The sequence below is a fragment of the Asticcacaulis sp. P4_H10 genome (genome assembly GCF_056400965.1).
Genome location: NZ_JBFUKH010000007.1, coordinates 115507 through 128939 on the forward strand (window position 1 = coordinate 115507; position 13433 = coordinate 128939).

8 protein-coding genes and 1 pseudogene are annotated in these 13433 nt (G+C 58.9%); 7 read left to right on the forward strand and 2 right to left on the reverse strand.

Going from position 1 to position 13433, the window contains the following annotated elements:
* Positions 1-6: 6 nt before the first annotated feature.
* Positions 7-1539 carry a tryptophan halogenase family protein gene (locus tag AC1DON_RS13950; protein WP_476935418.1) on the reverse strand — a complete coding sequence of 511 codons (1533 nt, stop codon included), beginning with the start codon at positions 1537-1539 and terminating at the stop codon, positions 7-9.
* Positions 1540-1876: 337 nt separating this feature from the next.
* Here AC1DON_RS13950 and AC1DON_RS13955 point away from each other — a divergent pair, with 337 nt between their 5' ends.
* Positions 1877-4672: a TonB-dependent receptor gene (locus AC1DON_RS13955; protein WP_476935419.1), complete on the forward strand. Its 2796-nt coding sequence runs from the start codon at positions 1877-1879 to the stop codon at positions 4670-4672.
* A gap of 380 nt (positions 4673-5052) precedes the next feature.
* Here AC1DON_RS13955 and AC1DON_RS13960 read toward each other — a convergent pair.
* Positions 5053-5145 (reverse strand): annotated as a pseudogene (locus AC1DON_RS13960) (helix-turn-helix domain-containing protein); the annotation flags it as partial.
* A 405-nt stretch (positions 5146-5550) separates the two neighbouring features.
* Between AC1DON_RS13960 and AC1DON_RS13965 the strand changes: the two are divergent.
* The 6 genes from AC1DON_RS13965 (at position 5551) to AC1DON_RS13990 (ending at position 13362) form a co-directional block, all read left to right on the forward strand.
* Positions 5551-6447 carry a glucosamine kinase nucleotide-binding domain-containing protein gene (locus tag AC1DON_RS13965; RefSeq protein WP_476935420.1) on the forward strand — a complete coding sequence of 299 codons (897 nt, stop codon included), beginning with the start codon at positions 5551-5553 and terminating at the stop codon, positions 6445-6447.
* Positions 6444-7208 carry a copper homeostasis protein CutC gene (locus AC1DON_RS13970; protein WP_476935421.1) on the forward strand — a complete coding sequence of 255 codons (765 nt, stop codon included), beginning with the start codon at positions 6444-6446 and terminating at the stop codon, positions 7206-7208. The genes AC1DON_RS13965 and AC1DON_RS13970 overlap by 4 nt, the downstream gene beginning before the upstream one ends.
* Positions 7209-7226: 18 nt before the next feature.
* Positions 7227-7958 carry a GntR family transcriptional regulator gene (locus tag AC1DON_RS13975; RefSeq protein ID WP_476935422.1) on the forward strand — a complete coding sequence of 244 codons (732 nt, stop codon included), beginning with the start codon at positions 7227-7229 and terminating at the stop codon, positions 7956-7958.
* A 268-nt stretch (positions 7959-8226) separates the two neighbouring features.
* The gene (locus AC1DON_RS13980) at positions 8227-8967 is read left to right on the forward strand and encodes a GntR family transcriptional regulator (RefSeq protein ID WP_476935423.1); all 741 of its coding nucleotides are present in this window, start codon (positions 8227-8229) and stop codon (positions 8965-8967) included.
* A 104-nt stretch (positions 8968-9071) separates the two neighbouring features.
* Positions 9072-11162: an alpha-L-fucosidase gene (locus AC1DON_RS13985; RefSeq protein ID WP_476935424.1), complete on the forward strand. Its 2091-nt coding sequence runs from the start codon at positions 9072-9074 to the stop codon at positions 11160-11162.
* A gap of 13 nt (positions 11163-11175) precedes the next feature.
* Positions 11176-13362 carry an endo-beta-N-acetylglucosaminidase gene (locus AC1DON_RS13990; RefSeq protein ID WP_476935425.1) on the forward strand — a complete coding sequence of 729 codons (2187 nt, stop codon included), beginning with the start codon at positions 11176-11178 and terminating at the stop codon, positions 13360-13362.
* Positions 13363-13433 lie beyond the last annotated feature (71 nt).

Here is a 13433-nt window from a genome sequence, read left to right on the forward strand (position 1 = left end):
CTGGTGTCAGCTTGCCAGGCCAGCGACCGCTTCATTCGTAAGCCCGTTGCTGCGAAGATATTCCGCGTGCGTGGGCAATCTATCCGCCACATTGCGCAAGTGCTGTCTCATCCGCTCATACCCTTGCGCCAACAGATTGTCGTCCTGAAACGACATGGTTGGCATATAGCTGCGCGGGCGAATTCCCTGCCCGAGGAGAACGGAAAGCCACGACGTTGTCTGGAACAGCTCTTCCGCCGCAAGGTCGAGTTGTCCGCGCTCGGCGAACAGGGCAATTCGGTCCGCCAGGCTATCCGGAATCGCCATGGTCCGGGTGTAATTCCACAGTGGGGAGTCGTCGCGTTGCGTGGCGTTGTAGTGGAGTATCAGAAAATCGCGAATATTTTCAAATTCAGACGCGGCTTCCCTATTGTACGCATCCGTTACAATCTTTGAAAAACCCTTGTCCGGAAAATATTTGATGAGCCTCTGAATGCTGGATTGGATGAGGTGTATGCTTGTCGATTCCAGGGGTTCTAGAAATCCACTGGAAAGGCCGACCGCAACGACATTCTTGTTCCAAGGCGATTTTCGGCGGCCGGTTGTAAATTTGAGGCGGTTCAGTCCGGCGAGGGCGGGGCCTTCGAGACTCTCCGTCAGAGTCTGGGCGGCCTGGTCGTCGGAGGCAAAGTCTGTCGAATAGACGATTCCGTTGCCCACCCGGTGTTGCAGGGGAATGCGCCATTGCCATCCGAATGAATGGGCCGTCGACACCGTATAGGGCGACAGGGGTGACGTCCGTTCGCACGGGACGGCAACGGCCCTGTTCATGGGTAGCCACTTAGACCAATCCTCAAAGGAAGAGCCCCCGACCTTGTCGATTAAGGCGCCGCGGGTGCCCGAGCAATCGATGAACAGGTCGCCGGCGATGCGTTCGCCGGACTTCAGCACGAGGGCTTCCACAAATCCGGTGTTCGGATTTTTTTGAGCGTCTACAACGTCTCCGAGCTTGTGGGAGACCCCGCGACGGATGCTTAGACCTCTCAGATGCTTGGCATAAAGCGAAGCGTCAAAATGATAGGCTGAGTAAAAATGCTCAAGCGGATGATTGGGCGTGGGGGAGGGTGGGCTAAAAGCGTCGCGTCTGGCCGCGAGCGTGCACAGGGAAAATGCTTCGAAGTCTGCAACCTTGCCCAGCTCTGCCAGCCGTAGCCAGTACTGAAAAAAGTAGCCGAGATCCTTTTTCGTGCCGTACACGCCGAAAGGGTGAAAATACCGGCTGTTGATGGCGGACCAGTTTCTGAACTCGATGCCCAGCTTGAAAGTCGCGAGACAGTCGCGGACAAAGTCGACTTCGTTCACTCCGGCAAGCTCGTGAAACGTACGAATAGGGGGAATTGTGGCTTCGCCAACGCCAACAGTTGCGATCGCGTCGGATTCGACAAGTGTCAGGAATACATTCTTTTCCATCACCTGAGACAAGGCTGCGGCCGTCATCCAGCCGGCAGTCCCGCCGCCCACAATAACCACCTGGCGGATCCACCTATCCGTTTCCTTCAACCTTGCCTCCGCTTTACAATGCATAGTTATAGCTATGTAATGTATGATTAAATATTTTCAGCGGCAAGTGCTCTCTCACACTGCCAGCTGATATCAGTATCTGCATTTGCGCGTTTTTGATGCGATGCGGTTCGCTTTTTGTCTGCAACCAAGCGAAGTGTCAAAAATGCAACATGCCAACACGGTTTGAACGTTATAATAAATCATACAAATTTATCCGTTGAAAAGTGATGTAATGCGATTTAATCACAGATAAGAATTGCGCTTACGGGACATGCGACGAAAGCCGCGCGACGGGCAATTCCGCTTCGCTCAAAAAAACAAAATGGAGGAATAGATGCCCAAGCATAAAGCCTACAAGCCCACCTTGATGGCCACCGTAGCGGTGCTTGCCATGGCTGTGCCGATCGTGTCGTACGCGCAGGACGCCGCCCCATCGGCAGCGCCGGCGGATGAGGCTCTGGTCATTACGGGGACCAGAGGATCGCTCAGGTCAGCACGCAACATCAAACGAAGCGCAAACCAGATCGTCGATTCCATCCAGGCCACCGATATCGGCAAGTTGCCCGATGTCAACACTGTGGAGTCCCTTCAGCGCATTACGGGCGTGCAGATCCAGCGCCGATACGGCGAGGGCGGGACGGACTACGATCACAGGACTGAGCCCGCGATTACGATTCGCGGCATGACCCAGGTCCGCAATCTGGTCGATGGACGCGATTTTTTCACGGCGAATGGCGGGCGGGCGCCTGACCTGGAAGGGCTGCCGTCGGAATTGATGGCGGGGCTGGATGTTTATAAGAATGCTGCCTCCAACCTGATCGAAGGCGGTATCGGTGGCGTGGTGGATATTCGCACGCGCAAGCCCTTTGATTCGAAGGCCGACATCAACAGCATCACGCTGAAGGCGAACCAGTATGACCGCATCGACAAGGCCTCACCATCGGTTTCGGCTCTGTTCAGCCGTCAGTTCGATACGAGCCTCGGGCGGATGGGTTTTCTCGTAAACGCGTCCTACGGCCAGACCTTCTATCGCCAGGACGCCGTCCTTCAGCAGCAGCAGCACGTCATCACCGCGACATCAAACCCGGCGGCGTTTGCAACCTTCCCAAACAAGGGCAGCCTCTCAACCCTGTACGTTCCGACCTCGTTTGAAATCTATCAGGACTCAGGAAATCGGGTCCGGAAGGGCCTTGCTCTGGCCTACCAGTGGCAGGTCAACGATGACGTCCTGCTTACCGTGCAAAACATGCACTCCAACTACCAATTCATCCGTCGCGGCGAGTACCTGTACGGCGATGACAAGAACACCGATCCCAGGGCAGCCGCGGGCTCGACGTTTACGTGGTCGGAAGATGGCGCTGCGACAAGCGGCGTGCTTTCGCCGCAGATCTTTTCAACATCGCGCTTCGACCAGGACGTCCGGAGCGTAACGAACCTGTCAACCGTGAACCTGAAATGGCAGATTTCCGACCGGCTCACCTCGAAGACCGACTTCGCCTACGAGTACGCAACATATGACGCCGACCGCAATGGCGACTCAGTGAAGCTGTACGATAACGAGAGCCGGAGCGTGGCCAACATTCCTGATCTGGACATTGCCTTCGACGTAAGGGGAAAATACCCGACCTTCTCGATTGTTGACCCGGCAAATCCGAACAATCCGTATGCCTATTTCGGCAATCCGAACAACTGGTACTATGAGTGGCTGGCCAACGCTGTCGACCGTCATAAGTTGAAGATGTCCGCCTTTGTGCAGGAATTTGACTTCGACAATGATGGGCATTTCTTCAACAAACTGCATGCCGGCGTACGTGTATCGGACACGAAGGTCCTTCTGCGCGGAAACTGGGATAGCACGGGCGTCTGTAACGACACGGGTACCAACCCGAGCTGGGGGGCGTGCCCGCTCATCCCGGTCTCACAGCATCCGAATCTGATTTCGGTCGGCCCGGCGGACAACTTCATGGTGCCCGGCGTTGGCTTCGCTGTCGGGATCTTCCCCGAATACGCCGATCCGCAGTCTTCCGTGTTTAACCGGACGGTCAAGACCTATGCAGAGTTGTTCGCGGGCAAGCCAAACAGCTATACGTTCCGGACGACCTTCAACCCGTCTGAAATCAACGAACAGGAAGAAAAGACGGAGGCTATTTACGTATCCGGTGACTTTGCCACGACCGTCTTCGGTTATGGACTTGACGGCACCGCGGGTGTGCGCGCTGTCAAGACAAGCCTGAAGTCCGTTGGCTATATCCAGGACAGCACCGGGGCGCACAGTGCCGTACTCGAAAACGACTATACCAATGTACTGCCGAGCCTGAACCTTCGGCTTCACGTAAGCGATGACCTGCAGTTCCGGGCGGCCTTTGGCCAGACGCTGACGCGGCCAAACTTCACCGATATGGCCACGCACGTGCAGCTCAATCCGAATATCCCGTCCCAGTACGACGCATTTGGCCGGCCGACGGGCAGCTCCGGAAATCCGTTCCTGAAGCCCATGACCGCGACCTCATATGATCTCACTGCGGAATATTACTGGGGCTCGGCCAATATGGCCTTCTTCGGCCTGTTCAAGAAGGATGTCGATGGTTACCTGGCCAGCGGCATCGAGGTCATGAACTTCAGCGGCGTCGACTATTCCATCGGTACGAGTATCAATCTTGGAAAAGGCGAGATTAAGGGCTTCGAGACCGGGTACACGCAGTTTTTCGACTTTCTGCCCGGAATTTGGAGCGGCTTTGGCGTGCAGGCCAACTACACCCATGTCGATTCAAAAGTCGAACGCTCTGCCGGTGTATTCATACCTCTTCCGAAGCTTTCGAAGGACAGTTACAACCTGATCGGCTTGTATGAGCGTGGGCCAATCCAGGCGCGGCTTGCCTATAACTGGCGATCGTCCTTCCTTGATCAGTTGAACGGGAGCGGTGTTTTCGGCGCAAATCAATATGCTGCGCCATATTCATCCCTGGACGCTTCCGCGAGCTACCGGTTGAACGACGTGTTCACGGTCTCCGTGGATGCCGTAAATCTCGGAAATTCGATGTACCATACCTACGTCGAACGGGAATCCGGCGGGCTGCTCTGGCAGCTCAACGACCGTCGCTACAGCATAACACTGAAGGCAAACTTCTAAGTCAGTGCATAGTCTGGGCATCCTTCAAGCATGCCCAGACATTCGCCTGCAGCTATTTTGCCGTAATAAATTCTATCCCGGCCGGTCCCTCAGGGCCGGCCGCTTTTTTGAAAACTGCCAAGAGCGGAAATACCGCTGGTCCATTGCTCATGGGGCAGGCACCTCGCAAACATCGCGACAGATTATGGGAAATGGTAGCGTTGCCCATTTACAGGCTGGCAAAGTGTTGCCGGAGGTAGCCAAGCGTAAAGGCTTAACGCGATCCCGCAAAGCTTATGAAGGACCAGTCTGGCTTTCCGGCGCGCTTTCATTTCCGCGATTGACGGAATCAGCACCGAAATTCAGTTTAGACCTCATTGTGTAGTCCCACTAATTTCGCGTTAGCGATATGGCGAAAAGTGTAAGCGGGTTTCGCGATAAAGCGTCGAATGATGGCGTCCGAGCCTACGGGCAATTTGCATCAGCGGAATTTTGCGATCGAGCGCTTGTAGATGGTTTGACGTTCATCCTTGGTCAGATGAGTGTAAGAATGGCCCATAACGGTCTCTCTGCAAGAGATTGATTTTATGGATCATTCACGCTTCAAAATAGAGTCCACCCGGCTCCATATATTCATCGCATAATAATGGTTATGGGAAATGAAAATGGCTGCTGTGGCGGATTCCTTAATCCGGACGCCAGGCTTCTGTTCCTGCCCTGGGGCAATGCCGCCCGTACGTCCAGAGTCAGCGGCGGGCGTGTCGGACTTTTACATTCGATAATGTTTTTATAGACAAATACAAAGAATTTGATATGACAAATATGCTGATTGGTCAGCATTCTGCTATCTGCGCTGCTGCTCTCCAGGACGCATGTTCATTTCGGGGGACTGAGTTTTAATGGTGCCACTGACGTCACCCTCTTATGTTATCGGTGTTGATGGCGGCGGAACCAGCTGCCGGGCACGCCTGCAGACGGTTGAAGGGCAGATTCTGGCGGAAGGCGAAAGTGGCGCCGCAAACATTCGTCTGGGCCTTGATCTTGCCTGGCTGCATATCGCCGAAGCGATCGACAGCGCATTGAAGGCGGCTGGCCTGACGCGCACCATCCTGCCTTCGACTTCGGCGGGGCTTGGTCTCGCAGGCGTCCTGACCGAAAAGGATGTACTGGCGACGCTGAACAGCGCCCTGCCCTTTGGGTCGTTGATGGTTGCCAGTGATGCACATGTCGCGTGCCTGGGCGCCTTCGCCGGTGATGACGGCGCCATTCAGATCGCGGGTACGGGCAGCTCAAGCTACATCATCAGTCACGGCCAGGGTCGCCAGGTCGGTGGATGGGGATTTGCCCTCGACGAAAAGGGCTCGGCCGCATCCCTCGGTCGCGATGCCGCCAAGGCAGCCCTGAACGCACTCGACGGCCTGGCGCCCGAAAGCCCGCTGACACGCGCCCTGATCGCATTGTTCGGTAACGGCGCGGCGGTTGTCGACTGGTCGGAAAGCGCAACGCCTGCGCAATATGGTGGCCTGTCACCGATGGTGTTCGATCACGCCCGGCAGGGCGATCCCGTGGCCTTGGCCCTGCTCGAAAATGTGGCAGGTGAGATCGAGCTCTACATACGTCATCTCGTGTCGCTTGGCGCTCCAGGCGTTTGCCTCATGGGCGGTCTGGCGCAGCATATCCGGCCCTGGCTGGCCTCTGACGTCACGCCTTGCCTGCGCGAACCGCGCCTTGATCCCATGGCTGGGGCTGCGCTTATGGCCACAAGCCAGGCCACCAGACGCAGGAAAACGGCATGACCGCCCTGCTCGAAGTCTGCGTGGATACACCCGAAGGCCTGATCGTAGCGACTCGTTATGGCGCGGATCGCATCGAACTCTGCGCCAGTCTCGGAGTTGGTGGCTTGACGCCCAATCTCGGCCTGATGCGTATGGCTGCCGCCACGGGTTGTCCGACACGTGCCATGATACGGCCCCGGCAAGGTGACTTCGTTTATACCGAGGCTGAAGCCTCGGTCATGCTGCACGACATCGATGCAGTGGCCATGATGGGACTAGAGGGGGTTGTCATCGGCGGCAACCGCGAAAACGGTGCGCTCGATATCGCACTTCTCGAGCGCCTGGCGCGCCATGCCCACGCTCACAATCTGAAACTTACCTTGCACCGCAGTTTCGACCTGGTGCCGGATCAACTTGAAGCCCTGGCCTTTGCGCAGTCCCTGGCAATAGGTTCGGTTCTGACCTCTGGCGGCGCCGACACTGCACTGGCAGGGGCTGACGCTATCGGCCGGCTGGTCGATGCCAGCGCGCTGCCGTACGGTGGGGCAACGGAAATCATTGCGGGCGTTGGGGTTACGGCCGAAACGGTCACTGAAATCATCCGCCGCACCGGCGTGACCGCGGTTCACGCTTCGTGCAGCCGGCTCGAGCCGAGCCCTGACGCGGACGCCGTGCGGTTCGGCTTTGCCGATCCCGACCTGCGCCAGACTGATGCCCAACTGGTTACGCTTCTTGGCGACGCCGTACGCCGTCTACCCACGCCTGTTACGGCCGCCCGTTAGGACAAAGACGAGGTTATCATGACATTCTTCTCAGCCATCGAAAGCTTTGAACCCCGTCATGGCCCGCTGTACCTGCAGGTCGAGCGCATCTTGCGTAACGCCATTTGTGAAGGCGAATTTGCCGGCGATACAGCGTTGCCGACCGAACGCGCTCTCGCGGAAAAATACAGCGTCTCACGTCTGACTGTACGCAAGGCGTTGTCCGACCTTGAACGCGAAGGCTTGCTGGTGCGGCGCCGGGGCGCCGGGACCTTCATCGCGCCGCGCCCGACAACGCCCACAAGCATGTTTTCGTTCACCGAAAACATCATGAAGAATGGCCAGGAACCGCGCAGTGTTTGGCTCACCAAGGAAACGGGCATTGTTACGCCCGACGAATCCATGTTGCTGGGCCTGGCGCCTGAGGGCCGCATTCATCGGCTGAAACGGGTACGCTATGCGTCGGATACTGCCGTCGGCGTCGAAACGACCCTGGTGCCCCTGTACCCCGGCAAGGGCGACCTTGAGGTTGCCGAGTCGCTGGAGGAAGGCCTGAAAGCCTGCGGGATGACGCCTGTCCGCGCCCTGCAACGGCTGCGCGCCATAACCCTCCCGCCCGCCGAAGCCGAGATACTGAGCGTAGGCATCGGAATTCCGGGCCTCTATATCGAACGCCGCAGCTTTCTGGAAGACGGCCGCACGGCTGAGCTGACCAGGGCCTGGTATCGCGGTGACATGTCCGACCTGATGGCCGAAATTACCCTGGCCTGATTCCGCGGCATTCCCGGCGAAGCGGACAGTGCTTTGGCCAGTTCCAGATGGCAACACCATTGTAATCTGAATTGCGATTTGTCGCGATCTTTAGCCCAAACGGCTTCGCCCTTTCCGGCCTATGGCCAACGTGAAAAACACGCGTAAGGGGATTTTACCTGTTATTATTGGATTTGACGCAATAGTACCAAATATCATATGTGAAAATAACACATGTATATGTTGGTCATATCATTGCGCCTTGTCAGGTCGCGGGTCGGGAAGCTCTATGTCGTCAACCAAGCGCGCATCTCCAGCATCGGGCGCCAAGGCTGCAAGCCTTTACCTTCAACTGCAGGATACGCTGAGAGACGCGATCACCAGCCGCAAACTGGTGGCGGACGCCGCCATCCCAACCGAACGCGAACTGGCGGAAGAGTTCCAGGTATCGCGAATCACGGTGCGCAAGGCCGTCGATGGACTGGTTTATGAGGGCCTGCTGACCCGGCGCCAGGGGGCTGGCACTTTCGTCAACAAGCGCGTCGAGAAGAGCTATTCCAAGATGTCATCCTTTACGGAAGACATGATTTCGCGCGGTCGCGTCCCCTCAAGCAAGTGGTTGTCGAAATCTGTGGGACTGGTCAATCCGGAAGAAGCCATGGCCATGGGGCTGTCGCCCGGAACAAATGTTTACCGCTTCAACCGGATGCGTTTTGCCGATGGCACGTCGATGGGCCTCGACTATGCCACCGTCCCGACAAGCTGCCTGCCCTCGCTCGATGCCGTCACCAATTCGCTCTATGAAGCACTGGAAGCAGCCGGCACACGTCCGGTACGCGCCCTGCAACGGCTGCGCGCTGTCGCCTTCAATGCCGAACAGGCGCAACTCCTCGACATCCCTGTAGGCTCACCCGGACTCCTGATCGAACGCCGCGGTTTCCTTGCCGATGGCCATCCGGCGGAATACACGCAGTCCTATTACCGTGGCGACGCCTACGACCTGATGTCTGAATTGAGCCACATCGCCTAAATTTCATAAGAAAAATCGTTTTTATCGTTGCCAATCTCAACGGCCGCGATAAGTTGTCATGCCCAATTTGACCGACGGTTCACCGGCGGGAACAGGGAATGGACATGACGAGTTTCACGCGACGCCACCTTATCCTGGCTGGGACCGCTGCAAGCGTGGCCGCGCCCCTGCCAGCACTTGCTGCCGGCGTAGCGCCGAAGGCCTACGGCGCTACGCCATCGCCGCGCCAGTACCGGTGGCACAACCGGACGGCCTACGCCTTCATGCATTTCACCATGAACACCTTCACAGATAGGGAATGGGGTTACGGTGACGAGAGCGTCAGCTTGTTCAACCCGACCGACTTCAGCGCCGACCAGATCGTAGGGGCGGCGAAAGCCGGAGGCCTGACAGGCCTGATTCTGACAGCGAAACACCACGACGGCTTCTGTCTTTGGCCCAGCGCCTATACCGAGCATTCGGTCAAGAACAGTCCCTATAAAGGCGGCAAGGGCGACATCGTCCGCGAGATGTCCGAAGCCTGCACGCGCCACGGCCTGGCCTTTGGTGTCTACCTCTCGCCTTGGGACCGTAACCACGCCGAATACGGCCGCCCGGCCTATGTCGAATATTACCACAATCAACTGCGCGAGCTTACGACCCGGTACGGCAAGCTGTTCGAAGTCTGGTTCGATGGCGCCAATGGCGGCGACGGCTATTATGGCGGCGCCCGTGAAACGCGCCGCATACATGCGCCCACCTATTACGGTTGGGACACAGTGCGCGCCATCGTGCGCAAAAACCAGCCGGACGCCGTAATGTTTGCCGACGCCGACATGGATGTTCGATGGGTCGGCAATGAAGAAGGCCACGCCGGCGATCCATGCTGGCCGACGGTCGACAGCACGCCCTACACCCAGGAAAAGGGCAATAAGGGCGTGCGCGGCGGCCCAATCTGGAACCCCGCCGAAACCAATGTCTCGATCCGCCCGGGCTGGTTCTGGCACGCCGATGAAAAGCCGCGCACACCCGCAAACCTGACCAAGATCTATTTCGAGTCGCTTGGCCGCGGCACGACCCTGTTGCTCAACCTGGCGCCCGACCGCCGGGGGCGTGTGCCGGATGAGGACGTTGCGTCGCTAAAGGCCTGGAAAGCGATCATCGACAAAACCTTTGCCCGCAACCTGGCCGCAGGCGGCAAAGTCACGGCCTCCACGGCCTTCGGCGGCGCTTACACAGCTGCCAATGTCCTGAAGCCCGGCAAATTCTGGGCAGCAAAGGACAGCGACCGTGCGGGCGCCTGGGCGGAAGTCGCCCTGCCCTCCGCTCAGACCTTTAACGTTATTCGCCTGTCTGAAGATATTCGCCTGGGGGTCCGCATCGATGACTACGTGGTCGATGTCTTTGACGCCAAGGGCTGGCGCGAAGTTGCCCGCCACACCTCCGTTGGCCACCAGCGACTGATCCGGCTGCCTGCGCCTGTGACGGCCTCCAAGGTACGCGTGCGAATCCTGACGGCCGCCGCCTCCCCGGTCATTGGCAATTTCGGCCTGTTCCTCATGCCGCCGGTGCTCGAAGAGCCTGTCGTCCGCCGCGACGCCCAAGGTATGGTCACGCTGACGGCCACGGGGTCCGGACAAAGCCTGTTCTACACAATCGACGGCAGCGAACCCACCGTTAGCGCAACTGTGTATCAGGCGCCCTTCGCGTTGACGCGGGGGGGCATCGTCAGGGCCGTCGCCCGCGACGAACGGACGGGTGTCACAAGCGCGGCAACCACTGTCGAATTCGACGTGTCGCCGGCAAACTGGACAATTGTCAGCTCGAATATCGACACGCCTGAAGCCCTGCTCAAAGGCGACACCTTCACCGGTCCCGACAACCAACCCGTCGAGGTGATCATCGACCTGGGTGAAACGATCGGCATCAAGGGATTTGTGCTGGCCCCGCCCATACAGAATATTTCGCTCGGGATCGACCGCGTCAATCGCATGGGGCCGCCGGCGGGTTACGAAGTCTGGGTCAGTGCGGATGGCACACAATGGGGTGACATGTCAGGCCAGGGCGAATTCTCGAACATCGCGGCCAACCGGACCGGACAACGCATACGCTTTGCCACACCGAAGACCGGCCGCTATGTGCGTATCCGCCTGCCGCACGCCGTGCAGGACAAGCCGGTGATCGCCGTCGGCAAGACCGGCATCATCACCCGATAAGCCAGAGCCAAACATGTCCCATTTCATCGCCGACCGCCGTCAGTTCTTCCGCATGACCGCCGCTACTGCGGCCGTCACTGCGATTATGCCCGGCCTGTCTTACGCCGCCGACAGCCAGTCGATCATCCCGGTCTATCCGCTTAATGCGCCGGGCGAGGCTTGGGACGTATTCAAGGCCTACGATCCGGAGACCGATCCCAGCGCGCCGTTCTACCAGTCGCACGTCAAGCGCGCGGCCCGCATCGCGCCGCTGAACGCCACCCAGGCGCAGCCGGGTCTAAAGCCCGATGTGTCAGCAGCCACCCTGTTCGCGGCCTATCTGACGCTGGAAGGTCCGGACGAGGACCTCAACCGTGCCCGCTACCAGACGGGTGCGAAAAGCCGCCCCCACGTCGAGCGCTTCTGGCAGTACCTGGACGTCGTCGTCGGTTGGAACACGACCGGACTGGTGCCCAATCCGGCCATGACCGACGCAGCACACCGCAACGGCGCCATCTGCCTTGGCTGCGTCTTCCAACCCGATGTCCGCATGTTCAACGGCACGGACCTGCCGCGTCCGGAAGTCGCCGCCAAGCTGGTCAAGCTTTGCCAGTATTTCGGCTTTGACGGCTATTTCGTCAATTTCGAAAGCTACACGGCTGAGGACGCCCACGCCATCCAGGACCTGATCGCCGATATGAAGACGGCGGCGGCCAACATTGGCCTCAACGATTTCCACATCCAGTATTACGACGGCTATACCGACGTGAAATCCGTCTGGCCGGGCTGGTCGCACGTCGATGGCAGCGAACGCAAGGCCTCCGAACCGCGCGCCGACTCGATGATGATCGACCAGGGCTGGAGCAATTACGGCCTGACACGCGGCTGCTGTTCGGGCCACGCCCTGACCGAGCTGGCCGACCCGGCCAGGACCGGCGGCGGCTACGATCAAAACGATATCTATTACGGCCTGCAACTCTATCCGGGCCCCGGCTATATGGGCCTGGTCGCGCCGCGCGTCATCACGCCCAACGGCGGCCCGTCGCAGGGCGGCCTGCAGATCTACAGTGTCGAAGACGGCCTGCGGAAGGTGCGCCGCGCCCGCGTCGATCAGCTGAAAGCCCTGAAGGCTCCGACAGCGGCCGACCGCACGGAACTGCTCAGTCTGACCGACCCCAATCTGGTGCGCAAGTCGTGGTATCGCCTGCATCAGAGCTTCTGGTCCGGAAAGACCGGCAGCCCGGCCAATGGTAACAACCCGACTCCTGCGCAACTGGCCATCTATGGCGATGCCGAACGCCGCAAGGTCTATACCGACTACCAGGCGCCCGGCCAGGCCAGCGACCAGCTTCGCCTGCCGATTACCTATGGCGTCGCCAACTTTATCGTCGAACGCTCGGTCGTGGGTACACTACCTTTCGTCACGCGTTTCAATACCGGCGAAGGCGCGCGTTTCTTCAGCGAGGGCGTACAGACGGGTTCGGCACAGTGGTTCAATCTCGGCGTTCAGGACATCCTGCCAAGCTGGGCATGGTGGACCAAGGGCGCGGCCTTGGACGTCGATTACGACTTTACGGATGCCTGGGACGGCGGCTCCTCGCTGCGGGTCGCGGGCACGCTCAATCAGCCGACCGAAGTGCGTCTCTATAAGACCGAGGTCGCGCTTAATGCGTCGTCCACGGTCGGCTTGGTCTACAAGGGTGGCGCCAAGGGCCGCATGAAGGTCGGCTTGGTCTTCAAGGACGCGCCGACGCAGGTCGAGTGGGTTGACGTCTCTGGCGGCAAGGCGCTGAAAAACGGCTGGCTGCGCTGGAACGGCCAGCTTGGAAAGTTCGCCGGCCGAACGCTGGTCACCTTCTCGCTCGGCTTCGAAGGCACGGGCGCCTACGCCGTCAACATCGGCGAACTGTCGTTGAGCGATGACGCGCTGCTTCCGCCTGTCGGGATCATAGGGTTCCGCATTGAACAGGCGCGCATCCTGCCGGGCGGCAAGTCTGCGGAACTGCGCCTGCGATGGGAAGCGGATGCAAATGTCGATGCTTACGACCTGTTTGCTGGCTCGGGCGCAGATCGCGTCTGGCTCGGCCGGATCAGCGGTGATGCCTATTACCTCGCCAATCTTGTGCGAGGCAAGTCCACCACGACGATGCTGTCGCTGACGCCGATCCTGAAGGGCGCCGAGCAGATACCCTCGGCAACCATCACATATGATTGGGCTTAAAATGCCCCCCTTCCGTCAGCGTCGCTTACGCTCGCTGCCACCTTCCCCGTAAACGGGGAAGGAATTAAGCA

Bases quoted from the DNA above. Each gene is read 5' to 3' on its own strand.
- AC1DON_RS13980 (WP_476935423.1), top strand. From the start codon at position 8,227: ATGTCGTCAACCAAGCGCGCATCTCCAGCATCGGGCGCCAAGGCTGCA.
- AC1DON_RS13990 (WP_476935425.1), top strand. From the start codon at position 11,176: ATGTCCCATTTCATCGCCGACCGCCGTCAGTTCTTCCGCATGACCGCC.
- AC1DON_RS13985 (WP_476935424.1), top strand. From the start codon at position 9,072: ATGACGAGTTTCACGCGACGCCACCTTATCCTGGCTGGGACCGCTGCA.
- AC1DON_RS13975 (WP_476935422.1), top strand. From the start codon at position 7,227: ATGACATTCTTCTCAGCCATCGAAAGCTTTGAACCCCGTCATGGCCCG.
- AC1DON_RS13955 (WP_476935419.1), top strand. From the start codon at position 1,877: ATGCCCAAGCATAAAGCCTACAAGCCCACCTTGATGGCCACCGTAGCG.
- AC1DON_RS13970 (WP_476935421.1), top strand. From the start codon at position 6,444: ATGACCGCCCTGCTCGAAGTCTGCGTGGATACACCCGAAGGCCTGATC.
- AC1DON_RS13965 (WP_476935420.1), top strand. From the start codon at position 5,551: ATGGTGCCACTGACGTCACCCTCTTATGTTATCGGTGTTGATGGCGGC.